Here is a 24,607-nt window from a genome sequence, read left to right as displayed (position 1 = left end):
AATGGGAGAATGGGCATGAGTGAGAATAACAAGCTTAACAAACGCGACTTTCTCAAAAAGGCCGGGCTGACAACTGTGGGGGCCATTGGCGCCACTACACTTGCGACGCCTTATGTACGGGCTCAAAGCCCGATCAAATGGCGTCTCCAGACCTATGCGGGTCCGGCACTCGCAGAACATGTCATCAAACCGTCTATCGACGCCTTCAACAAGGCAGCAAACGGCGAAATGGTGATCGAACTCTACACCGCCGACCAGCTTGTCCCACAGGGAGAGCTCTTCCGTGCTGTACAGGCAGGCACGATTGATGCCGCACAAAGCGATGACGACTCTATGGCATCGCCGGTGGATGTCGCCGTGTTCGGGGCCTATTTCCCGTTTGCGTCACGCTATAGTCTCGACGTACCGGCACTCTTCAACTGGTACGGCCTTAATGAAATCTGGGAAGAAGCCTATAAGGAAATCCCCGGCGTCACATGGCTCAGCGCCGGTTCATGGGATCCTTGCAACTTTGTAACAACAAAGCCGATCCGCAGTGTTGCAGATCTTAAGGGCTTGCGCGTCTTCACCTTCCCCACCGGCGGCCGCTTCCTTACGAAATTCGGCGTTGTTCCGGTCACATTACCATGGGAAGACATCGAAGTCGCCATCCAGACCGGCGAACTCGACGGCGTTGCCTGGTGCGGCGCGACGGAGGCCTATACGGTTGGTTGGGCGGATATCAACAAGTACTATCTCACCAACAATATCAATGGCGCATGGGCCGGTTCCTATTTCGCGAATTCCGAAAAATGGGACGCTGTGCCGGATCATCTGAAGACGCTTTTCCGGTTAGCAATGGATTCCTCGCACTACCATCGCCAGCATTGGTATTGGTGGGGCGAAGCCCATTACCGTACCACCGGCGGCAAGCTGGAACTCACCACCATTCCCGAATCCGAATGGAAGCAGATTGAAGATGCTGCGGAAGAGTTCTGGGATGACATCGCCAAGCAGAGCGAACGCAATGCCAAGGTTGTGGCAATCCTGAAAAAATATCAGGAAACCATGCGCAATGCCGGTGCTCCATACCGCTATACCTGACGAATTAGGCGCCGCGCTTTGGCGCGGCGCCCTCTCATTTTTCCCGTGAGGAGCGAAGCATAAATGGCCGACCAGTTGACTTTCGACAGATTAAAAAAAGCCGTTGCGAATGATGAAATTGATACGGTTCTTGCATGTTTTGTAGACATGCAGGGCCGCCTGATTGGCAAACGCTTCTACGCGAGCTTCTTTGTGGAAACCGCGCATGATGAAACGCATGGCTGCAATTATCTTCTGGCCAATGACATCGATATGGAGCCGGTTCCGGGCTATGAAGCGGCGAGCTGGGACAAGGGTTACGGCGATTTCGTCATGAAGCCAGACCTCTCCACCTTGCGCCTTGCGCCCTGGTTGGAAAAAACGGCCATTGTGCTTTGTGATGTGCTTGATCATCACGATCATAAAGACCTCGCGCATTCACCGCGCGCCATCCTTAAGAAGCAGCTCGCACGCTTGCATGAGCGCGGATATCGCGCTTATTTCGCGTCCGAGCTTGAGTTTTATCTTTTCGACGAAACCTATAAGACCGCCCGCGCCAAACATTGGCAGGATATGGACACCGCCTCGCCTTACGTTCAGGATTATGTAATCCATCTGACCACAAAGGAAGAACAGGTGCTGCGCGCCATGCGCAATCATCTGGGTGCTGCCGGCATTCCGGTTGAAAACTCCAAGGGCGAATGGGGCCCCGGCCAGCAGGAACTCAACGTGCGCTATGCCGAAGCGCTTGAAATGGCCGACCGTCATGTCGTCATGAAAAACGCTATGAAGGAAATCGCCGAGACGCATGGCAAATGCATCACCTTCATGGCCAAATATGATTACGCCAAGGCCGGAAGTTCGAGCCATGTGCACAATTCCATATGGAGTGCAGACGGAAAAGACCCACTCTTCTTTGACCCTAAAGCACCCTACACCATGACGCCGCTGATGCGGTCCTGGGTTGCGGGTCAGCTGAAATATGCTGCCGATTACACCTATTTCCTCGCGCCTTATATCAACTCCTATAAGCGCTTTCAGGCAGGAACTTTCGCGCCAACCAAAATCATGTGGAGTCAGGACAACCGAACCGCAGGCTTCCGGCTTTGCGGAGAAGGCACCAAGGGTATCCGGATCGAATGCCGTATCGGCGGCGCGGACCTCAATCCGTATCTTGCCTTTGCGGCCCTTATTGCTGCCGGTCTTCGGGGCGTAGACGAAAAGTTGGAGCTTGATGAGCCTTTCGTTGGTGACGCCTATGCAGCCGTGAAGCTGAAGGAAATCCCCTACACCTTACGCGAAGCCGCCGAAGCGCTCAAAAACTCAGAGTTCCTCAAGGAAGCGCTCGGTGAAGGCGTGGTCAATCACTATGTCCACACCGCTCATTGGGAGCAGATTGAATATGACCGCCGCGTCACCGATTGGGAACTGCATCGTGGCTTTGAACGCTATTGACCTGCGGCTCCAAAACAGACTGAAATACCGAATGACTTCATACAAAGGAACTGCCCGATGAGCGGCACTGCCAAGATCATCTCACCAATTGATGGCTCGATTTATGCGGAGCGTCCTTATGCGAGCGACGCCACGATTAAGGCGGCAGTCACCGCAGCACGACAGGCGCAGGTCGGCTGGGCTCAGTTAAGCATCGCTGAACGGGCCAGCTATTGTCGTGCTGCACTGGATGCACTTGCCGCAATGCAGGAAGCAATCATTCCTGAAATTGCCTGGCAGATGGGGCGCCCAACGCGCTATGGCGGCGAAAATGGTGGTGTACAGGAACGCGGCCAGTACATGATCGACATTGCCGAAGAGGCACTCAGCCCCTATGTGCCTGCACAGAAGGATGGCTTCCGTCGTTATGTGAAGCACGTTCCACTTGGGGTCGTGATGGTTATCGCGCCTTGGAATTATCCTTATCTCACTGCGGTCAACACCATCATCCCGGCGCTTATGGCGGGTAACAGCGTGGTCCTCAAACACGCCACCCAGACATTGCTGACCGGCGAACGTTTTGCACAGGCTTTCGAGAAAGCGGGCATTCCCAAAGGCGTCTTCCAGAATATCGTTCTCGATCACGCATCGACTGAGAAGTTGCTTGCATCCGGCAGCATCGACCACGTCAATTTTACCGGCTCTGTCGGTGGGGGGCGTGCGATCGAGAAAGCTGCGGCCGGCACTTTCATGTCGCTTGGGCTGGAACTTGGCGGAAAAGACCCAGCCTATGTATTGCCGGACGTCAATCTCGATCATGCAGTCGCCAATCTGGTCGATGGTGCATTCTTCAATTCCGGTCAGTGCTGTTGCGGCATTGAGCGTATTTATGTGCACGAAGCCGTTTATGACCGGTTCGTAGACGGCTTCATCGATCTCACAAAGCAATATGTCGTCGGTAACCCGCTCGACGCATCAACAACGCTTGGACCAATGGCTCAGGCACGTTTTGCCGACCTCATTCGAGAGCAAAAGGCTGAAGCCTTGCGTAAGGGCGCTAAAGCCCATGTGAACATGACAGTCGACAACGATGTGGCCGGTTCGCCTTATATTGCGCCGGAAGTGCTCACCAATGTCGATCATCAGATGAGCGTCATGCGCGAAGAAAGCTTCGGCCCCATCGTCGGCATCATGAAGGTGCGCAATGATGAAGAAGCATTGGCGCTGATGAATGACAGCATCTACGGCCTGACCGCTTCGCTCTGGTCGACCGATACCGATCACGCGGCAGCATTGGGCGACCGAATTGAAACCGGCACTGTCTTCATGAACCGATGCGATTATCTCGACCCCGCACTTGTGTGGACCGGCGTGAAGGATACCGGCAAAGGTGCTGCCCTTTCCCCCATCGGTTACGGCAATCTCACACGTCCGAAGTCCTTCCATCTGCGTGAAAAAATCTAGAGCGGTTCACGTAAACCAACCGCATCAGAACCGCTCTATCTGTTTGTTTGACGCATTATCCTACGCAAAACCGTTTCTCACTTTTGCTGGAAATGCTTTAATATCTGGAAAGCAATCGACATGACCACTTTGACTGCCAAATGGAATTTCCCGACCACCGTGCTTTTCGGACCGGGCCGCATCAGGGAACTGCCCGCCGTGCTGAAAGCGGCAGGCATCGAACGCCCGCTCTTCGTCACCGATCCGGGACTTGCAAAGCTGCCAGTGGTCGCTTCCACACTCGACATCCTTGATACAGCAGGCGTCAAATACGCGGTCTTTTCCGACGTTAAGCCCAATCCGGTTGAGAGCAATCTTTATGCTGGCGTCAAGGTTTTCAATGAAGGCAAGCATGATGGTGTGATTGCATTTGGCGGCGGCTCGGCGCTTGATCTTGGCAAGCTCATCGCCTTTCAGGCCGGCCAGACCCGCGACGTCTGGGATTTCGAAGACATTGGCGATTGGTGGACCCGCGCCGAAAGTAACGCAATCGCACCGATCATCGCCGTTCCGACGACAGCTGGAACAGGTTCGGAAGTTGGTCGCGCTGGCGTTCTGACCAATGAAGCAACCCACACCAAGAAGGTCATTTTCCATCCGAAAATGCTGCCCGTGACCGTCATTGCCGATCCGGAACTCTCGACCGGCATGCCACCTTTCATCACGGTCGGCACCGGCATGGATGCGCTCGCTCATTGCTTGGAAGCCTATTGCGCGCCGGGCTTTCATCCGATGGCAGATGGTATCGCTGTTGAAGGCATTCGTCTTGTGTTTGAAAACCTGCCCAAGGCCTATGCCGATGGTTCGGATATCGAAGCGCGTGCGAACCTGATGGCGGCGGCTTCCATGGGTGCCACCGCTTTCCAGAAAGGGCTCGGCGCGATCCACTCGCTATCCCACCCTATTGGTGCGCTTTACGACACACATCACGGCATGACCAACGCCGTCTTCATGCCCTATGTTTTGCACCATAACCGCGCCGCGATTGAAAAGCGCGTCGAACGCCTGGCCGACTATCTTGGCATTGAAGGCGGTTTCGACGGCTTCGTCGATGCTATCATGAAGCTGCGCAAGGATCTCGGCGTGCCAAACACATTGCCGGAATTCGTCAAGGGACTGGAAATGGATGCATCGCGTAAGGAGCTGATCGCCGAAATGGCCATCGTCGATCCGACGGCTGGCGGCAATCCGATTGAACTGACCAAACAGGGTGCGCTTGATCTGTTAAATGCAGCCTTTTCTGGAAAGCTCTGACCGGTAAATCCGGTCAGAGCCATTTTTGATCTCAGGCGTAGTGGCGATAAGTGACTACGCTTCCTGCTCGATGAGAATCCGCCTCTCACGGGCTTCAGCATCGAGTTTTTGTGCTTTCTCGACGCACAGAACCGACACTGTCGTGATCAGGCAATAGAGTGCCGTGATGATTGCGACAGGCCAGGCAGAACCATACCAGCTCACCAAAGCTGTCGCCACCAACGGCAGCGGACCAACAAAAATCGCACCAGTGACTTCCCGCGCAAAAGCGATCGCGCTGTAACGCACTTCTGTGGGGAAAATATCGCAATAGAAGGCTGGCTGAACACCAAACGATGATCGTGCGCCAATCGCATGTCCAATGATGATCAGCACAACCGCCGTCCATGGCGTCCCCGCACCAAGCAACTGGAAATAGACCAGCGAATAAATTGCCGCAGCAGCAGACCCCATGGCCATGATTGGCACACGCCCAACACGGTCAGACAACGCACCGAACACCACGCACATCACCGCGCCAAACGCACTTGAAAGCATAACACCTGTCAGAATGATTTCACGCGGGAAGCCAAGTTTCGATGTGGCATAGGCCAGCGTAAATGTCTGGAAGACGTAAGACAGGTTGGGAGCAAGGTTCGCACCCATTGCGGCAAGCATGGTCCGCGGATGATCACGCAGCACTTCGAGTACTGGCAATTTAGCGTCGCGACGCTCTTCCTTAACCTGCACGAACTCCGGCGATTCAGGAACTTTCTGACGGATGTAAACGCCGAGAAACAGCACCAGACCACTTAGCAGGAATGGGATACGCCAACCCCAACTCATAAAGTCATCTTCAGGCAACAGCGTGAAAAGAGCGAAAATACCTGCCGCCAAAATTGTAGCGACATCAACAGCTGCCGCAGGAAGACTTGCAAAGAAACCACGGCGGCCACCGGCGATCTCGCCTGCCATAACCACGGCACCCGCATATTCAGCGCCCGCGCCAAGCCCCTGGACAACGCGCAGCAGGAGCAGAAGTATCGGTGCCCAAATGCCGATCGTGTCATAGGTCGGCAGACAGCCGATCAATGTGGTGCTGATACCCATCATCAAAAGCGTTATCATCAGCACCGGCTTGCGCCCGATGCGGTCACCCATCCAGCCAAACACGATGCCGCCCAGCGGACGCACCAGAAAGCCAACCGTATAAGTTGCGAAAGACGCAATGATACCCGTTGTAGGGTCAAATTGCGGAAAGAACAGATGGTTGAAGATAAGTGCGGCAGCTGTCGCATACAGAATGAAGTCGTACCACTCGACGACTGTACCGATGGTGCTGGCAAATATCGTACTGCCAAGCGCCTTTTGCTTGCCCATGGTTTCGGTTGTCAAAATCCCTCTCCCTCGATTTGACGAGCTAGAGCGTGTTTCGATCTGATCAATTGAGATCGTCGCTCTAACATTTTGTATTGGTACGCATCCCGAAAACGGCTTTCAGGATGCGCTCTAAAGGCCCCCAACCCTGTTAGCGTCGATGAAAAAACGGTGCCCTTTTCTCCTTGAAGGCAGCGCGCCCCTCCTGTGCGTCGGCCGTGGCAAAACAGATTGTTTGCAGATCGCGCTCATATTCGATTGCTTTTTCAAGCGGCATCGAAACAGCGGCCTTGAGATTGAGTTTCGCCGTTTCTGCGGCAATCGGCGCGCGCGAGGCGATCACATGGGCGATTTCACGGGCGCGCTTGAGCAGATCGGCTTGCGATACGACTTCGCTTACAAGTCCCCAACGCTCGGCTTTATCTGCGGCTATCGGATCGCCGGTCATAATCATAAGTGCTGCATTGGATGCACCGACGGAGTGCGCCAGATGCGCCGCCATGCCACCGCCACCAATCCAGCCGAGCTTGATTTCAGGTGCTGCAAACTGGGCGTTTTCAGAAGCAATTCGGATATCGCAAGACATTGCGGTTTCAAGTCCGCCGCCAAACGCATAGCCATTGACGGCTGCAATTGATGGCTTAAGCAGCGCACGAAATGCATCGCAATAATCCGGGCGATTGCGAAACTGCCAAGGCGTCTCATAAGTATCGAGTTCGCGAATGTCAGAACCCGCACAAAAAGCGCGCTCACCAGCGCCCGTCAGGATGACGCAACGGATCGTGTCGCTGTCATTGCATTCTGTAACGGCAGCAACGATTGCGTCGGCCATTTCCGGCGTGACGGCGTTGAGTTTTTGCGGACGGTTCAACGTGATAATGGCAACGGCGCCATAGATCTCGAATTTTATATCTTCAGTCATGGGAAACTTACCTTTCACCGCCATTTGCACGCGAAGCCGCATAAAGAGATTGCAGTTCGCTCAACACATCGATTGCAGGGCGTCGCTCATCAAAAGCTGCACCCAGAAGCGCTGACGCTTTGCCCTGAAAGGCGATGTATCCGTTGTGACGCGGGCGCACATAGGCTTGCTCGAGCGTGTCTGCCGTGTTGCGATAAAAATCGCCCCAATGCACATTCACGCGCTCGTCATGCCAGGCATCGCGGCGCGAAGGTTGCCCTTCATGATCTGGAATGAAACCGGACTGCACTTTCTGGCTCATCAGCCACAAAAGATGGGCTTTGAGTTCTGGTGTAACATTACAACGGCGCGAAATGCCGATGCCAGTACCGCCTAATGTCGAACCCGGGCGTCCATCAGCACGAGCGCGCGGTGCGTTGTGGAAAGCCAGAGGATGACCGCTTTGCGGAGCAGCATAATTCACATAGCCGTAAACGAGGGGGCATAAAGCCACGTCATCATGCTCGGCCATGTGGCCAAGAATACCGATTGGGTTCTTCTGCTTGACCGATGCCGGGCTGCGCGCTGCAAGTTCCGACATGAGATCGTAAACCTTGCGACCAATCTCACCCGACACGAGAATATTCGGGTCTTCTTCAGCTGGCGGCTCGCCAAGAGCCGCTGCAATGGACAAGAATGACAGACAGGCATGGGGACCAGCGAGCGAAAGCGCAACATTGCCACTTTCACGCGACAGGCGCACAACCTCGTCCCAAGTCGTCGGTACATTGGCCAAAAGATCGGGCCGCAATGCCATGACCTGCGTAGCGGCATCAAGCGGCAGCGCCCAGTGCTTTCCCGCAAAACGGTAGCTCGTCAGCGACGGGCCGATGCTTGCACTGGCCAATGTTGCAACGATTTCATCGCCGAACATATCCTCCAAAGAAAGAAGGCAGTTGCCGGAAATGGCCTCTCCTACATGCGGATGATCGAGAACCACGAGATCATAGCGGGCGCAAAGATCGGCAATCGGGTGCGATTCAAAGCCTTCAAGCGGCTGCTTATCCCAATGGATATCCAAGCCTGAATTGGCGGTTTCCGACAGTTTTGCCGCTGCAGCCAGCGCGTTATAGCCACGCGGATGATCCCAGGTAAGAGCTTTAATCACCTGCATTTCAGATGTTTCCTGAAACGATAACGCCGGACTGCTCAAGCGCCGCGATCTTATCCGGCGCATATCCTGCTTCTGCCAGAATATCGCGCGTGTCCTGTCCGGTGATCGGGGCACCGCGATCAACCGTCGATGGTGTTTTGGAAAAACGGATCGGGAAACCCGGCGTTTTCACTTTGCCTTCGGTGGGATGTTCATATTCCACAAACGTGCCATTATGTTTGATCTGTTCGTCCTCAACGAGATCGGCATAACCATAAACAGGGCCACACCAGATATCGGCGGCGCGCAAAAGTTCCAGCCATTCGGCAGAGGTTTTCGCCTTCAGCTTATCTCGCGTTTTGGCAAAGATTTCATCGCGACGGGCCCAGGTATCAACCTCGTCATTCATGGTGAGGAAGCTGTCTTCGCCGATCACTTCGCCCAGCGTTTTCAGCTTTGGGAAAGCGACAATGATGAAACCATCAGACGTTGCAAAAGCACCGTAAGGCGCGCGGATGTAAACATGCGCGTGCGGTTCTGCCGAGCGGGTCTGCGGCTTGCCGCCAACCGTGAAAACCGAAAGCTCCTGCATCTGGATGGTGGTGATCGCATCCAGCATATTGACCTGAACTAACTGGCCTTCACCCGTGCGTTCGCGATGGAGAAGTGCTGCAAGCGCACCCTCAAAGGCGTTATACGCTGTGATAGCATCAACGAGATATTGCCCGGCAGCAGTCGGCGGCTCGCCTTCGCGGCCTGCCGAAAGCATTGCCCCCGACATGCCTTGTAAAACCAGATCCTGTCCCGGACGCTGAACATAAGGGCCATCCTCGCCGTAACCGGAAATCGAAACATAGATCAGCTTCGGATTGATCTGGGAGAGCGACTCGTAATCCACCCCGAGACGCTTTGCGACGCCGGGGCGATAGTTCTGCAAGAACACATCAGCCGTTTTGACCAAGTCGATAAGAACCTGTTTGCCGTCCGTGGATTTCAGATCAACAGCAAGCGAACGCTTGTTACGGTTAAGCGACAGAAATGAGACATTGACCTTGTTGCCTTCCGCTCCGCCTGCAGCCACATGGCGCTGCCATTCACCCGTTGTCGGCTCAACTTTAACAACATCGGCGCCAAGATCACCCAACCGCTGCGCTGCAAACGGCCCTGCCATAGCAATCGAACAATCCAGCACCCGATAACCTGATAAGACACCCATAGCTACCTCCTCCCTATTGAAATCCATTTGCGCTGAACCTATCGAATATTTTTCGATTGTCTATAGTGAGCGCTAACATTTTAATGTACATATCGTCATGATTTGCACGATAATTCTATCATCAAAATTAGCGCTCACATTTTTTAATTGACGTGAGGCGGCATATGTGAATAAAGTTTTTACAAGTGAACGGGAGGTTCACACTGGAGGAGAACACATGACCAGAATTCGCTCAGGCCTTGGCCTAAAGGCACTTACGCTTGCTATTTTGTCGGCTTCGGCGCTAAACGCACAGGCACAAAATCAAGACCGCGCAACGCTGCTCGGCACACTTCCAACCGAAATTCAGGCACTTTATACCGACATGGTTGAAGTTGGCCCTTCGGCTTATGGCAATTTCAACGCCCCCGCCAAGCCATGGCGCTGGTGCCATTCGGAATCCTATATGGGTAATCCATGGCGTGTGACCTTCAATGATGAACTCAAGCGCCTCGTGAATGGTGCAATCGCGGCTGGCGATGTGTCTGAGTACGTTGTTTCAGACTCCAATGGCGACGCCACGCAACAGATTTCACAAATTCGAGCTTTCATCGAGCAGGGTTGCAATGTCATCACGACCATTGCCGGATCTTCTACTGCGCTCAATGCCGTAATTGATGACGCCTATAAGGCAGGTATTCCGGTCATCACATCGGCTGGTTCCGTCACTACGCCAAATGCCATCAATGTCATGCACAACCAAAACCTCTGGGGCTACCAGATGGGCAAGGGCATTGCTGAAGTGCTAAAAGATGGCGGCACCGTCCTTCAGGTTGAGGGCATTTCTGGCCATCCGCTTGTCCAGCAGGAAAATGCTGGACTTGAAAAGGCTGCCGAAGAAGCCGGCACCCTCAAGATTGCCCGCAAGGTGAGCGGTGAATGGACCGGCACAACAACAAAATCCGCAGTACTTCAAGCGCTTGCCACCACGCCACAACAAATCGATGCTGTCTGGTCGACGGGCAGCGAAGCCCGCTTCATTGCGGAAGCCTTCCAACAGGCAGGACGTCCATTGCCATTGATTGCAGGCTCCATCTCCGGCGATGCACTTGGCTACTGGAATGCCAATCAGGACACATTCAAGTTCTATGGTGGCGAAGTTTCACCGCACGTAGCGGCACAGAATGCTTTTCGCATCGCTTTGCGAGTTCTTGATGGCCAAAAGCCGCGGGTCAACACGATCATCGCTCCGATGCCGACCGTGACACAGGCCGATCTTCCGAACTGGTACAAGGACTGCATGAAGCCGGATTCCGCGGCCATTTTCCCGATCCCGCCACAGGATCCGTTCCCAGAAGAACTGATGAACGGATATTTTACGAATGGAAGCGCCACGCCGCTTTATGATTTCGCAAAAGTGCCCGCCTCCTGCGCCAAGTAAACCATCTGCGCAAACACAGCCACTGCCAGTCTTGCTGGCAGTGGGTTTTGCTTATCGTCTGCGGAAAGCAATTTTATCATGCCTGAGTCTGATCTGAATTTAGCCGGTACATCCGGAATACACAGGCTGCTCCACGCTGCCGGTTTGCCTGACGTAACACACGCGCCGGTTAAAACACTGGCAATCAAAAACATCGAAAAACGTTATGGTGAAACCGTTGCGTTGACAGGTGCTAATGTCGATTTCAGCTATGGCGTTCATACGATTCTTGGTGAGAACGGCTCCGGCAAGAGCACAATGCTCAAGATATTGTCAGGAGTGGTTGCACCTACTCTGGGTCGCGTTGTTCTCAACGAGAACGATATCTCAGCCAAATCTCCCGCAGATATGAAGGCATTGGGCCTGTCCACTGTTTTTCAGGAAGTCCTTATCGCTCCACATCGTTCGGTGGTCGAGAATATCTTTCTCGGCTTTGATGGGCTCTTCACCCGTCAAGTTAATAAATCGGTGCGCGAGAAGGCCGCAAGTGCGGTCTTGTCAAAAATTGCACGCTTTCCGATCGACCTTCATGCCGCGGCCGGCAGTCTTTCACTTGCCGCACAGCAGCTCGTAGTCATTGCGCGCGCCTTCATCAGTCGTCCCTCGATCCTGCTGCTCGACGAAGCCACGGCAGCGCTCGACTATGCAGACCGCGATCTCGTTTTTGAAACCATCGAAGATTACGCCGCTTCGGGCAATATTGTGATCTTCATTTCGCATCGACTTGAAGAGGTTAAACGCCTTTCCGATCAGGTCACAGTGCTGCGGAGCGGCCATGTTGTCGACACGCTCGACAGGAAACAAATCACCAGCCAGATCCTTTTGGAACTCATGGCTCCCGAGGCTCACCTCCATGTCGAGTAAGCAGATCATTCTTTCCTATGAAAATCTGGTTCTTGCTCCGGGGCGTAAAGCCTTATCCGGTACGATCCGCGCAGGCGAAATAACTGGGCTGGCTGGACTGGAAGGCCACGGTCAGGAACAGTTCCTGCTGGCGCTTGCGGGCTTCAATCAGCCACGCCATTCCACGGTGGAAGTCGTTGCCGGGTCTGGCGTAAAAAACGCCTATCGCAATCACCACGACGCAGCAAAACGCGGCGTAGTTTATCTGCCGCGTGACCGTCGTGCGACCGGAATTTTCCCAGTGCTTTCCGTACTCGATAATTTCGGCATGCCTTCCATGCCGCGTTTTTCATGGGCTGGCATTCTTAATCGCCGTAAACAGAAAGAAGAGTTGCAGCGTCATACCGACTTTCTGTCGATCCGCTATCCTGCGATGGACGCGCCGATCACTACATTAAGCGGCGGTAATCAGCAGAAAGTTCTGCTTGCCCGGCTTCTGGCACTCCAGCCGCGTGTGATGTTGCTCAACGATCCAACGCGCGGCGTTGATCTGAACACGCGCATGAAATTCTACGAAGCCTTTCGCAAGCTCGCCCGCGAAGAAGGTATCGCGCTCGTCATCTCGTCGAGTGAAATCGAAGAAATCTTGCAAATCTGTGACAGTGTTTCAGTGTTCCGCGATTTTGAGTGTTCGAAAACCATCGGCAAATCCCAAATGTCGATGTCGGGCGTTCTTGCAGCCATGTTCGGACAGGAAGAGGTGGAGCTATGATCGCACGAGACAACAATTACGGCTTATTGCGCATATTCTCCGGCGGTCAAGAGACACGGCTTGCTGCAGTCCTCTTCATCATTCTACTTGTCATCAACATCGTGCTCAATCCGGTGCGCTTTGCACCCTCAAACTGGGGCTCGGTGCTGGGGCTTGCCGCGCCACTGCTGCTGACCTCGCTCGCAATCACCATACCGTTCCTTGCTGGTCGTGGCTCGATTGACATCTCCGTCGGCCCACTTATGGGTTTGATCAATGTCATTCTGGTCCAGATACTGATTACAGAAGGCGGCATCTCATCACCCTTTATCATCATCCCGGCAGCCATTTTACTTGGCGTTTTAGCGGGCGCACTGAACGGCCTTCTAGCAGCGATCATTCGCATCCAGCCGATCGTCGCAACCCTTGGAACCTACCTGATCTTTGGCGGGCTGGCGCTAACCATCCTTCCTTCGCCATCAGGTTCGGTGCCTGCATGGTTAGCATCCCTGGCTGGACCATGGTCCATTCTGCCAGTGGGCACGGCCGTTTTGATATGGATCGGCATCAAACGCCTGCCATTTTATGAGACGCTTATGGCCGTTGGTAGTGAGGACCGTGCAGCCTATACCGCTGGCATCAATGTCCCGCTCGTCCGCTTCTTCGCATATGTGCTGGCCGGATTATTTGCAGGCTTTGCAGCATTGTCGCTTACGGCTCTGATTGGTTCGGGCGACCCGATCATCGGCCCCGGCTACACGCTGATTGCTATCGCCGCAGTTGCCCTTGGTGGCGTCAGTCTTGCTGGCGGAGTTGGTGGACTCACCGCTGCGTTCCTGGGTGCCGCGGACATTTTCCTGCTACAAAGCATGTTGACCGCGTTCAACGTCTCGACTTTCGTGCTTCAGGCAGTTTATGGCGCCGTACTTGTTCTGGCCGTATGCCTCAACTGTGAAAAAGTGAAACTCTATTTCCGACGCAAGGTGGCGCAGTCATGATCAAAGCACTCGCTACAAATCGCGCCCTAATCGCTTTTATCGGGGTCATACTGATCTTCTTGCTTGGAGCAGCACTCATTCCGGGCTTTGCCAGTCTGTTTTCCATTCGCGCCATGCTGGTTTTGGCTGCACTTTTAGCAATTGCAGCACTTGGTCAGACACTGGTGATGATCCTGGGCGGCATCGATCTTTCCATTCCCTTTGTGATCGGTTTTGCCAATGTCGTTTTTGCAAGCCTCTATGGCGATGGAATGCCGCCACTTGTGGCGGGCGTTATCGTGCTGGCATCGGCGGGGCTGATCGGTGCCTTTTCGGGAGCGTTGTCAGCGGCACTTTCCATCCATCCACTAATTGTCACGCTTGGCGTTGGCACCATGGTTCAAGCCGGGGTGCAGATCTGGACCCGCGGATTGCCGACAGGTTCAGCACCTGCTTTCATCAATGATTTCGTGTCCTTGGGTGGCACTATCGGACCATTGCCGTTTCCGTGGCTAATCCCTTTCACACTCGTGCTCAGTATTGGCACTGTCTTTGTGTTGCAGCGCACGATTTATGGTCGCAAACTTTATGCATTGGGGTCAAACATCAAGGCCGCTGAACTGTCATTGATCCGGCCGGTGGTAATCTGGGCCATCACATTTGGTCTAAGCGCGATATTTGCTGCCCTTGCTGGCATTCTTCTGCTCGGTTTCACTGGCTCGTCAAGTGCTATAGTCGGCACGCCTTATCTCTTCCAGACAGTGTCTGCGGTTGTGATCGGCGGAACCGCACTTATCGGTGGGCGCGGTGGTTTTGTCGGAACTGTTGCGGGCGCAATTATGCTGATGGAACTGCGCACATTTCTCATCGGCATGGGCTTTTCAGACGCCATGGTACAATCAGCTCTCGGGATACTCATCCTGCTTCTGGTTGCCGCCTATGGTCGTGACCGCCATATCCGTAATCTGATCTAGGGAGTTTCTGATGGATGAAAGGCTCGCACGGACGATTGAAGCCATCAAAGCATCCGATGCTGATTGGGGACTATTTACCAGCCCTGATGGCATCGCCTATGCCTCAGGTCATATCGTTTCCATAGAAGCGGGACCATCGCCCTTTGCCGGTGGGCCTGCCATCGCTCTCGTGGGCAAAAATGGCGAATGCGGACTTGTCGTTACCAATCTTGAAGAGGGAACACCAAGCTGGGCTGAAATCATTCTCAAATATGAGGGTTTCTCATACAAAGAGCCGATAGAAATTTTTACGAACTATCGCCAAGTGGTGCGAGCGCTCTTCACCAAATTCGGAGTCGGCGGAACAATCGCAATAGAGCAGAGCAGTTTTCCACTGTCGCTGCTGCCACTCATCGAGGCGCACCAGCATGTCTCAATTGATGATGCCTTCAAGCGCCAACGCATGGTCAAAACAGTCACCGAGGTCGCGTTATTGCATGAGGCAGCACTAACCGCTTCCGCCGGACAACGCGCCTTTATAGAATACTGCAAGGCAGGCCGCAGCGAGCTGGAGATATTCGCCGATATAAGGCTCTCCATGGAAAGCAGAGCCGGTGAACGCCTGCCGATCACCGGCGACTTCATCTCCGGCAAAGAACGGACATCCGCATTCATGGGCTGGCCAACAAACCGGATCATCGCGGCCGGCGACCCACTCATCTGCGATCTCGCACCGCGTGTTAAAGGCTATTGGGGCGACAGCTGTGCATCGGCAATGCTAGGTAAAGTGAGTAACGGGTTTGAAAAGCAGTTCAAGGCCGTAAAATCAGCACTGGATCTTGCAGTTGAACTTGTCCGTCCTGGTCTTAGCATCGGTGAATTGGATCAACAATTGCAGGCGCATATCACATCACATGGCTATGGTTATGCCCACCATTCTGGTCATTCCATCGGCACATCAGTGCATGAATGGCCACGACTTGTCGGCTACGAAACCGAGACCTTTAAGAAAGATATGGTCGTGATGGTGGAGCCTACCGCCTTCGACCCAGATATTGGCGGTGTACGGCTCGAATTCATGCTGCACGTAACCGAAAACGGGTGCGAAGTGCTGACGGACTTCGAACACAAGCTGACAGTTTAACTAATTAACCACTGGCCCTGATCTTCAGCTCAAAGCCGACATCAACGATGGTGTTAGCCGATGTCTCACCGCGCATGGCTTGCAGCAAAAGCTCACCCGCCTGTCGTCCAATTTCTGCCGAAGGCACCGCAACCGTCGTTAATGGCGGTAGCAGATGACCTGATAATTCAAAGTCACCAAAGCCGGTAATCGCTAAGCGTTGCGGCACCTTGATACCAATACGCTGCGTTTCCAGCAGCGCGCCTGATGCCAGAATATCGCTCGAAAACATGACGGCATCAGCTTCAGGATATTGCGCGAGTGCCCGACGCAAAAGATCAACGCCCGAAGCCATGGCAATCGGCATTTCGGTCGCCACGGTGATACGTGGCTTTTCGTCTGGAAACAGCCGCTCCATTGCCGCCTTGAACCCGGCACGACGCTCGGCTGCACGACTGTCACCTTTTCTGACAACGCCTGCGAAAACAATATAACGCCTGCCTGCATTAATCAGATGATCGACCATCTCTGCAATCGCGGCCGTGTTGGAAAACCCAACCAACCGATCAATCGGCTTGTCTGTAAAATCCCAACCTTCAACGACAGGTATCGCAGCCCGCTTAAGCAGCGCCACGCTGCGCTTGCTGTGATGCGTACCGATGAGAAAAATGCCGTCCGGACGACGACCCAAAAGGCTGCGGATAATTTCTTCCTCACGCTCAGGGCGATAATCCGTATTACCTAAGAAAATCTGATACCCCGCATGGTGGAGCACGTCGGAAAAATGCTGGATGGTTTCTGCAAAAACAGAAGCTGAGAGTGTCGGGATAATTGCTGCAACCGTATTGCTCTTATGCGAAGCAAGGTGGCTTGCAGCGAGATTATGGACGTAATGGGTTTTCTCAATCGCGTCCTGAATAGCCTTGCGCTTTTCAGGCATTACCGAATCTGGAAAGCGGAGCGCCCGCGAGACCGTCTGCATCGACACGCCTGCAGCCGCAGCCACGTCGGCCATGGTCACGCCAGAGCCCTTACGGCGTTGCTTTCGTGGAAGACTAGATTCACCGCTCACAGATAGAACGGCCTCACACAGACGGGAGTGCCAATTTCGATGCGCTTGCCAGTATCGTTCAAGATACCTGTCTCCTTGTCGATTGTGAAAATTGCGATGCAATCTCCGTTCTGGTTTGCGGCAAGAAGCCATCCACCATCTGGTGTCACAGCAAAATTACGCGGTGTTTTTCCACCCGTAAAGCTCTGGCCGATCTCAACCAAGCTGCCATTTTCCTGATCCACACGAAATGCCGTGATGCTGTCGGGCCCACGGTTCGAACAGTAGAGAAACCGCGCATCGGGTGTCAGATGAATATCTGCACCATGAGATTGGACGTCCGCAGGCACGCTTGGCAGAGTTTGGCCAAGGCTCAACTGCGTGCCGTCACGATGAATAAGCGAAACACTGGAATCAAGCTCGTTTGAAACATAGACAAACCGACCGTTCGGATGCTGCGCAATATGTCGAGGCCCGGAGCCAGCTATAACAGCAACACTGCTGAGGCGCTCAAACGCACCCTCATCATCCAATCGGTACGTTATGATTTCATCAAGGCCAAGATCGGCGGCGAGAAAGATACCGCCCTCTGGCGTTTCAACCACACAATGCGGATGGCTTCGCTCCTGCCGATCGGTGATTGGTCCAAGCACTCCCTCGTGACGAACAGAACCTTTAACCGGCCCCAAACCACTATCGGCTAAGACCGGCAATGCGACCAGCGATTGATCCGGCCCACCGGTTCCCATGGCATAATTGGCAACCAGCACAAATTTTCCATCGCGCGTAACCATATTATAGGCCGATATGCTGCCCAGGCACGCCTGTTTGTTGAGATAAACAAGCTCACCACGCCCGGCATCAAATCGATAGGCGGTAACAGTGCCTTCATGCCAGTTGAACACTTCCGAATTGGCGTAAATGACGCCTGAAGCCGGATCGACGCTAAGAAATGTCGGATTATCGACTGAGCTTGTGCCGCAAATGCGCTGAGCTTCACCTGTCGTCGTATCGAACGCGTAGATAGAAAGGCCTTCGCCACGCGCGCCCTGAAAATAAGGGGCTTCGCGATTAAGCGACCCGACTGCCAGATAAAGTTTCCTCACGCATTCCTCCAATGCAAATTTGTTCCCTAATGCATCACCCATCCGCCATCGACATTCAAGGTCTGGCCGGTGATAAACCCAGCTTCTTCAGAAGCAAGAAACATCAATGCGGAAGCAATATCATGGGCGGAACCACGACGTTTCACCGCCTGATGGTCCAACACAAAGCGCGTATAGCCTTCTGGATCGGGATGGATTTTTTCTGCGTCCGTTGGAAATGCGCCCGGAGAAATCGCATTGACGGTAATGCCATAGGTACCAAATTCACGTGCCCAGGCGCGGGCAAGCCCGATCAACGCGCCCTTAGACTGCACATACGGCGATAGCTGCGCCCAACCGCCATAGGCGGTAACGCTGGCGATATTGATTATCCGCCCCCAACCCTTTTTCCGCATATGCGGCAACGCCACCTGAACGCAGACAATGCCCGCATCAACATTGATGTGCTGCACCTTCTGCATTTCCTCAAGCGTGTATTCTTCAAAAGGCTTTGAGGGATAAATCGCGGCATTGTTAATCACAACATCAAAGCCCCCAACGTCACTGGAAATAGCCTCCAATGCCGGGCGAAGTGCCGATAAATCAGACAAATCAAGTGCGTGGATCGAAAGACCGTCAAGGCTCTCAAGTTCTGCTTTGCTTTTCAGCTCCTCGATCTTCTTCGGGTCATGATCTATGGCGACAACCCGCGCACCGGCGCGCAGGAAATTCAAGGTTGTTTCAAGCCCCAAACCACCGGCAGCACCTGTATAGAGAATGGTTTTCCCCGCTACTGAAAACATGGGTGCACCGCTCATGAGCGGCCTCCAATGGTAATGTGATTACCTGATGGTGCCGGATAATCGCCATCAGGTTGCCTGCAAATCGCCACAATTCGAGCCTCGCTTGCCACAATTTCCGAGGTATTTGCAAGGATACGGAACGTGCTATCGTAGCGACGCTCCTCGCCGTGTTCGAGCCAGATCAGCTCATTGCGTTCACGCGCAGCTCCATGCCCAAGGACGTGGTTGGTGGCTGGTTCAATGCCAAGTGCATATTGCCCAGCCTGCAGGTTCTGCCACTCATACATGCAGGGGAACTGATCCTTGCGGGTGACAACCTCAAAGCCGATACCAAGCCTGTCATTGACCAGCGCGACCGGCACTTCGCCATTGGCATCCGCACCCATTTCATGCTGCCAGACCTGCTCATGAAACTGCATTTGCGGCGCAGGCATTGAGCGATAGCCGACGCCCTGCTTTTGGTAATCCTCGCCCGCATGCGCTGCCCAGACAACATCCTTGATGGGAGCGAGATAGCGCGACCCCTCAGCCAAAACCGGATGACCGACATTGATGTGATAGCAATACATATGCGGCGTGCGATAAAAGCCGCGATTGGTCACACGATCCGTCAGCTTAATATCGTTGGTGCCAGCTTTAATTTCGATACGACGTGTGAGTTCAAGATGTTCGCCGAAGACGGTTCCTTGCGTGACGACACCTTCGCACCAGAGAAAGCATTCATCGCCTTCCCAGCGTTCACCATAGCCGGTGAGTTTCGCCGGAATGGTGCCAACGCGACCATGAATGGAATGCTTGATCGTCTCTCGCGGTTTGTAATTATAATGATCCGCCGCCTCGTCATACATGAAGAGGATATGATCGAGACCGCATGTGATCATCAGGCCCGAGAAAGAGCGCATCCAGCCGAGGCCACCCTCGCCTTCATATTCATGCAGGCCCGGATGGCGGAAGCCAGATGGCGAATTCCAGCCGATAGCCATGCCGCGATAATCGCAATCGGCGATATCCAAAGCGCGGTCAACCAGTACGGTAAAACGCAAGCCGGTGCCTGAACGAAACTCCAGCATTCTTATGCCGCGCTCCAATCCGTCTTCCAGCGTCATCAGGCGAACGCCTGCAAATTGCGCAAAAGAGCCACTGCTCGCGGCAATATCGCGACGCGATCTCGCCTCTCCGTAAAGCTTCACCATGTTCGCACCTTAAATAATACTGCGTACAGCCATTTCATTCAAAAGGCGGCCAGTGTCTAAACGCTTGTTTGTAGTACCGGCCGCCTCACCCCGCCCAGGTGTATTAAAGTCCCTGCGCGCGCAGCTTGCCATCAAGGAACTTCTTCGCACGCGGCACATCAGCCTCATCAAGATGTTCGATGATCATCGGAATATTCGGATGCTTTTGGGCAAGGCGCTTGAGATAAAGGTCATAGTTCAATGAACCGAGACCCGGAGCAGGCAGTTCGATTTCGCCAACACCACGGAAAGTATGGCTTTCAAGCGCATCGGCATCACCAATATCGGCATGCTTTTCCGTCTTGTCATCGCCCGAGCGCTTGACGTCTTTCGCGTGGCCGATCTTGATCTTGTCGCTTAGCGTATCAAAAACCTGATTGAGGATTTCATCCATGCGGTCGATATTGTGCGTCTCAAAATAATTGGTCGGATCCATCAGCAGGCCAAGCCCCGGATGATCGACCTGCGCAAACATCTTCACTGTTTCCTCGACCGAACCGACCACATTGTTCACATAGGTTTCGAGCAGGAATACTGCGCCATGATCATAGGCAAACTGCGAGAGGTCAGCGATGACCTTGCGGCATTCTTCAAAACCTTCTTCGGTCTTGTTTTTCGGATGATGAACCCAGTCGGAATCGGTGTTGTAAGTGCCGGTTTCTGAAATCACATAAGGTGTACCGAGATATTGCGCATGGCGGATGATCTCTTTGAGATAGCCGACGCGACGCTCACGCTCTGCCTTGTCTGGATGAATAATGTTCGTGTAGCCGGAAATGCACGAGATCGGCAGATTGTTATCGCGGAAAGTCTCACGAATTTTGACGCACTTATCCTTGGTGATCTGACCCGCACTGAGGTCGATGTCTTTGAAGTGCATATCCAACTGGACTGTATTGAAATCCAGCGCCCGGATTTTTTTGGCTGTTTCCTCTAGCGAATAAGGAAAATAGCCACTGAAAATACCTACCTGCATCATGATAAAACCCTCCCGTTTTGTCTTCTTAATCTACCGATATTTCGGATAATCTGACCGTGCGGCCTTCATCGATCGACTTGTAACCAGCCTCAACAAGTGCAACTGTCTTTACATTGTCTGCGACTGATAATGCTGGCGGCTCGCCCGAGTGGATCGCATATTGCAGCTGCTCCATGACGCCAATGAAGGCATGCGGAAACCACATGGTTTCCCATTTCGGGCTCACCCACTTGCCATCTGTCGTCTTTTTGGAAGCATAAGTCAGCGTCGATGGCGAACCATCGGGCCAGCCAATCGTGCCTTGCGCCACACCATCCGTGCCTTCGACGCGCCATTTGATGTAAATATCGCTGTCAAAGCCTTCTTCGCGCGGCCCCGACCACACATCTTCCATCGAAACCGCCATCACGCCACTCGGGAACATCAATGTCGAAACAGTGATGCCATCCTTATGCGCAAACTTGGTGCGCGGATCGGTGCGCGTCAGTGTGGTGATTGTGTCCGGCTCACCAAACAGGAAGCGCAACACATCCAGATGATGCACACTCATATTGGAGAGTGTCAGACGGTCATAGTCTTCAAGAAATCCCTGCCAATGCGGGATGGCGCGCATCTCGATTGTCGCCATCACAGGCGTGCCCAGCTCACCATTGTCGAGAATTTGCTTCAGCACGCGCATCGACTGGTCGTAGCGCATGTTCTGATTGACTGAGAGAATTTTACCGGCTTTTGCCGCCTCATCGCGCAGAGAAATCGCTTCTTCAAGCGTCAGAGCCAGCGGCTTTTGCGCAAGAATGCCCTTGATATGTGGCTGTGCAAGCGCTTTACGAATGATATCTGGTTGCTGATCCGGTGGATAAGCTATGTCGAGGATTTGGATTGCTTCATCAGCGATCAGCGCTTCGGGCGTGTCATGTACGGTCGCAATGCCCCAACGCTCTGCGACCTCTGCGGCCTTCGCCTTGGTACGTGAAGCAATTGCCGACACGGTGAAGCCAGCTTCCTTATAGGCTGCAAGATGGCATTCGGCCATAATCATACCCGCACCGATACAGCCAATTTTGAAATCCCGAACCCGGACTTGCGGATCAGGGGCAAAGCCCTGCGCTGCGCTCATTTAATCCTCCCGCTACAATTCCCCATCGAGCCATATGAGACGGAAAGGCATCCGCCCAATCTACAAGACCCTGTGAACGATGAGAAATATCAACCTCCATTGATATGTTGAGGATTAATGAAGACTGATGACGAGAGTGTCAACATCAGAAGAAATCATTTTACATCATTTTGCATCTTTTTTAATCGACGCAATCGCAGTCGAGACAATTTGCACTGCCTCTTAGATAGAAATGATGTAATTTGATGCATTATGGCGAATTAATGAGGATAAGTCAGGTTCGGCAAGATTTAGGCTTGCAACATTTCCAAATCGAAATACATCATTTTACATCATTTTTCTGGGGGTCCGGACTTGCGCTCAACATTGACCGACATCGCCAAAGCCGCTGGCGTCTCGAGTGCGACAGTTGATCGTGTGCTCAACAATCGTGACGGCGTCAAAGAACGCACCCGTGAAATCGTATTCGAGGCAGCCCGCACTCTGGGCTACCTTCCCGGCGGTGCTGGAACAACCACAGCCGCGCCAGACAAAATTAAACTCGACTTCGTTCTGCCAGCCGGAACCAATACGTTCATTGCCAACCTGCGCGATCAAATCATCAGACAATCTGCGCTAAATCCTGAAATTGATCTGACCATTCACAGCGTCGAAGGCTTTAACCCGGATACACTGGCCCATGCATTGGAAAACCTCAAAGGACAAACCAATGGCGTTGGCGTCATCGCATTGGATCACCCTACAGTGCGCGAGGCAATGCGGACACTCGCCCAGTCCGGCACTCCCATCGTAACGATAGCATCCGATATTCTGCATGTGCCGCGCGTTCGTTATATTGGCATCGACAACCGCGCGGCAGGCCGTTTAGGCGGTTATGTTCTGGGGCGCTTTTTGGGAAAAGCTGGCGGAACAAAGATCGCGCTTTTTGTAGGCTCGCTGTCTTATCGCGGCCATGAAGAACGTGAAATGGGCTTCCGCCGCGTGCTTGCAGAAGAGTTTCCGCGCTTCAACATTGTTGAGCTCAACGAAATTAAAGATGACCGCGAGCGCGCCTACAACGAAACGACCGCCCTTCTCAAACGCCATCCCGACCTCGCCGGAATTTACAATATTGGCGCAGGCAATCAGGGGATTGGGCAGGCGTTGATAGATTCGGGAAAATCCGATTCCGTCATATTCATAGGCCATGAATTGACAGAAAGCACCAAACGGCTCTTGCTGAACGGAACGATGGATGCAGTGATCGATCAGAACCCACGCGTCGAAGCCCGCGAAGCTTTAGCAGCGCTGATCAACAGCATTAAAGGTGAACAGATCGACGATCACCCGCCACGCATTCAGGTGATTTTCAGAGAAAATATCCCCGAAAGCTGATTAGCCGGTTATTTCGTGTAAAGGTCTCGCGAGCGCTCCAGGTGGTGACGCATGGCGGCTTCCGCGGCATCCGGATCTTTCGCGGCGATTCCATCCAGAATCTCTTCATGCTCGACCAGCGTAAAGTTTTCTTTACCCGTCCAAATCAGCATATGCGTGTGATATTCACGGAGCCATGCAAGCATAGCCTCGCTCAAGCCGACAAAGATCGGGTTGCCTGAAATTTTTGCGATACGAATATGAAAATCCATATCGGCAGAGATGAAGGCATCCGCTTCACCCAGCGATGTACGCTGACGATGAACAATTGCTTTTAGATCGGCTATGTCCTGCGGCGTTGCTTTCAAAGCCGCTTCGCGCGCAATCCCGCGCTCGAAGAAGATGCGCGCGCTCTTCAAATGTTCAAGTGAATCAATCGATTGCGCCAACATGATCTTCGCTGTCGGATCAACCTGCAGAAAGATCGATCGCGCCGTCAGCTTCAAAACCTTCGCACGCTCCCCATGCGAAATGCTTACAAGTCCCATCTTGGCAAGCGACTGCATTGCCTCACGGATTGCAGGGCGCCCCACGCCGAAGCGCTCCATCAGAACACGTTCAGACGGCATTTCATCGCCGGGGTTCAGCTCACCGGACGTAATCATGTTTTCGAGCCTGTCAAAAACCTCGTCGGATAATTTGCGGCGAACGATAGGTTCTAATGGCTTGTTCATTGGATTTCACCGCTCATGAGCTTCTCCCCCTTTATGCATCTTCAAGCGCCGAGATGAAAGCAGTTACCCACGCTCTCGTGATTGGGTTCACAATTTTCCACTTGCAGATATTGGAATACTCATTATACCAGTTCGCATTCGGAGCCAAGGCTTCAATCGCATCCCCGAAGGCGAGGAGCGGCTTTCTGGCAAATGCATTGAATAAAATGCCGGGGCTATCCGGCATGGGTGGAACACGAGAGCACATCCCGAAAAGTGTGAAACGGTT

General features: G+C 53.4%; 22 protein-coding genes. 11 read left to right on the top strand and 11 right to left on the bottom strand.

From position 1 onward, the window contains the following. Nucleotides 1–15 precede the first annotated feature (15 nt). From CES85_RS00270 to CES85_RS00255, 4 genes are all read left to right on the top strand, one after another. On the top strand, nt 16–1,083 hold the full coding sequence (locus tag CES85_RS00270) for a TRAP transporter substrate-binding protein (RefSeq protein ID WP_095444102.1): 1,068 nt from the start codon (nt 16–18) through the stop codon (nt 1,081–1,083). Between the two features lie 63 nt (nt 1,084–1,146). Continuing rightward, on the top strand, nt 1,147–2,517 hold the full coding sequence (locus CES85_RS00265) for a glutamine synthetase family protein (RefSeq protein ID WP_095444101.1): 1,371 nt from the start codon (nt 1,147–1,149) through the stop codon (nt 2,515–2,517). Nucleotides 2,518–2,574: 57 nt separating this feature from the next. After that, on the top strand, nt 2,575–3,960 hold the full coding sequence (locus tag CES85_RS00260) for an aldehyde dehydrogenase family protein (RefSeq protein WP_095444100.1): 1,386 nt from the start codon (nt 2,575–2,577) through the stop codon (nt 3,958–3,960). A 120-nt stretch (nt 3,961–4,080) separates the two neighbouring features. Continuing rightward, nucleotides 4,081–5,253, top strand: coding sequence for an iron-containing alcohol dehydrogenase (locus tag CES85_RS00255; protein ID WP_095444099.1), 1,173 nt, complete (start codon nt 4,081–4,083; stop codon nt 5,251–5,253). A gap of 54 nt (nt 5,254–5,307) precedes the next feature. Here CES85_RS00255 and CES85_RS00250 read toward each other — a convergent pair whose 3' ends face one another. The 4 genes from CES85_RS00250 to CES85_RS00235 form a co-directional block, all read right to left on the bottom strand. Then, nucleotides 5,308–6,627 (bottom strand): MFS transporter, encoded by a 1,320-nt coding sequence (locus tag CES85_RS00250; protein ID WP_095444098.1) that lies wholly within the window; start codon nt 6,625–6,627, stop codon nt 5,308–5,310. A 133-nt stretch (nt 6,628–6,760) separates the two neighbouring features. Next, nucleotides 6,761–7,531: an enoyl-CoA hydratase/isomerase family protein gene (locus CES85_RS00245; protein ID WP_095445634.1), complete on the bottom strand. Its 771-nt coding sequence runs from the start codon at nt 7,529–7,531 to the stop codon at nt 6,761–6,763. Nucleotides 7,532–7,538: 7 nt separating this feature from the next. After that, nucleotides 7,539–8,684, bottom strand: a complete 1,146-nt coding sequence (locus tag CES85_RS00240) for an ABC transporter substrate-binding protein (protein WP_095444097.1) — start codon at nt 8,682–8,684, stop codon at nt 7,539–7,541. A gap of 1 nt (nt 8,685) precedes the next feature. Beyond that, nucleotides 8,686–9,879 (bottom strand): CaiB/BaiF CoA transferase family protein, encoded by a 1,194-nt coding sequence (locus CES85_RS00235; RefSeq protein WP_095444096.1) that lies wholly within the window; start codon nt 9,877–9,879, stop codon nt 8,686–8,688. 217 nt (nt 9,880–10,096) lie between these two features. Between CES85_RS00235 and CES85_RS00230 the strand changes: the two genes are divergently transcribed. The 6 genes from CES85_RS00230 to CES85_RS00205 all read left to right on the top strand — a co-directional run bounded on the left by CES85_RS00230 (nt 10,097) and on the right by CES85_RS00205 (nt 16,006). Then, nucleotides 10,097–11,299: a substrate-binding domain-containing protein gene (locus CES85_RS00230; protein ID WP_095444095.1), complete on the top strand. Its 1,203-nt coding sequence runs from the start codon at nt 10,097–10,099 to the stop codon at nt 11,297–11,299. A 78-nt stretch (nt 11,300–11,377) separates the two neighbouring features. Then, entirely contained in the window at nt 11,378–12,202 is an 825-nt protein-coding gene (locus CES85_RS00225) for an ATP-binding cassette domain-containing protein (RefSeq protein ID WP_095444094.1), read from the top strand. Then, on the top strand, nt 12,192–12,953 hold the full coding sequence (locus tag CES85_RS00220) for an ATP-binding cassette domain-containing protein (protein WP_095444093.1): 762 nt from the start codon (nt 12,192–12,194) through the stop codon (nt 12,951–12,953). The genes CES85_RS00225 and CES85_RS00220 overlap by 11 nt, the downstream gene beginning before the upstream one ends. Then, nucleotides 12,950–13,930, top strand: coding sequence for an ABC transporter permease (locus tag CES85_RS00215; RefSeq protein WP_095444092.1), 981 nt, complete (start codon nt 12,950–12,952; stop codon nt 13,928–13,930). The genes CES85_RS00220 and CES85_RS00215 overlap by 4 nt, the downstream gene beginning before the upstream one ends. Further along, complete coding sequence (locus tag CES85_RS00210; protein WP_095444091.1) at nt 13,927–14,883, top strand: ABC transporter permease; 957 nt, start codon at nt 13,927–13,929, stop codon at nt 14,881–14,883. Before CES85_RS00215 ends, CES85_RS00210 begins: the two co-directional genes overlap by 4 nt. A 10-nt stretch (nt 14,884–14,893) precedes the next feature. Further along, the gene (locus CES85_RS00205; protein WP_095444090.1) at nt 14,894–16,006 is read left to right on the top strand and encodes a M24 family metallopeptidase; all 1,113 of its coding nucleotides are present in this window, start codon (nt 14,894–14,896) and stop codon (nt 16,004–16,006) included. 4 nt (nt 16,007–16,010) lie between these two features. On the opposite strand, the gene CES85_RS00200 is transcribed toward CES85_RS00205, so the two are convergent. From CES85_RS00200 to CES85_RS00175, 6 genes are all read right to left on the bottom strand, one after another. After that, nucleotides 16,011–17,057 carry a LacI family DNA-binding transcriptional regulator gene (locus CES85_RS00200; RefSeq protein WP_095444089.1) on the bottom strand — a complete coding sequence of 349 codons (1,047 nt, stop codon included), beginning with the start codon at nt 17,055–17,057 and terminating at the stop codon, nt 16,011–16,013. Next, entirely contained in the window at nt 17,054–18,142 is a 1,089-nt protein-coding gene (locus CES85_RS00195) for a lactonase family protein (RefSeq protein ID WP_095444088.1), read from the bottom strand. Before CES85_RS00195 ends, CES85_RS00200 begins: the two co-directional genes overlap by 4 nt. Before the next feature lie 26 nt (nt 18,143–18,168). Next, nucleotides 18,169–18,939, bottom strand: a complete 771-nt coding sequence (locus tag CES85_RS00190; RefSeq protein ID WP_095444087.1) for an SDR family NAD(P)-dependent oxidoreductase — start codon at nt 18,937–18,939, stop codon at nt 18,169–18,171. Then, nucleotides 18,936–20,117 carry an aldose 1-epimerase family protein gene (locus tag CES85_RS00185; protein ID WP_095444086.1) on the bottom strand — a complete coding sequence of 394 codons (1,182 nt, stop codon included), beginning with the start codon at nt 20,115–20,117 and terminating at the stop codon, nt 18,936–18,938. Before CES85_RS00185 ends, CES85_RS00190 begins: the two co-directional genes overlap by 4 nt. Nucleotides 20,118–20,220: 103 nt before the next feature. Continuing rightward, nucleotides 20,221–21,135, bottom strand: coding sequence for a sugar phosphate isomerase/epimerase family protein (locus CES85_RS00180; RefSeq protein ID WP_095444085.1), 915 nt, complete (start codon nt 21,133–21,135; stop codon nt 20,221–20,223). Between the two features lie 25 nt (nt 21,136–21,160). Next, entirely contained in the window at nt 21,161–22,252 is a 1,092-nt protein-coding gene (locus CES85_RS00175; protein ID WP_095444084.1) for a Gfo/Idh/MocA family protein, read from the bottom strand. A gap of 354 nt (nt 22,253–22,606) precedes the next feature. Between CES85_RS00175 and CES85_RS00170 the strand changes: the two genes are divergently transcribed. Further along, on the top strand, nt 22,607–23,626 hold the full coding sequence (locus CES85_RS00170; protein ID WP_095444083.1) for a LacI family DNA-binding transcriptional regulator: 1,020 nt from the start codon (nt 22,607–22,609) through the stop codon (nt 23,624–23,626). An 8-nt stretch (nt 23,627–23,634) separates the two neighbouring features. Here CES85_RS00170 and CES85_RS00165 read toward each other — a convergent pair whose 3' ends face one another. Continuing rightward, complete coding sequence (locus CES85_RS00165; RefSeq protein WP_095444082.1) at nt 23,635–24,339, bottom strand: transcriptional regulator NanR; 705 nt, start codon at nt 24,337–24,339, stop codon at nt 23,635–23,637. Nucleotides 24,340–24,607: the final 268 nt, after the last annotated feature.

Source organism: Ochrobactrum quorumnocens (genome assembly GCF_002278035.1).
GTDB lineage: Bacteria > Pseudomonadota > Alphaproteobacteria > Rhizobiales > Rhizobiaceae > Brucella > Brucella quorumnocens.
The sequence above is the reverse complement of the archived record's forward strand: the minus strand, read 5'-3'. Positions and strand labels throughout refer to the sequence as shown.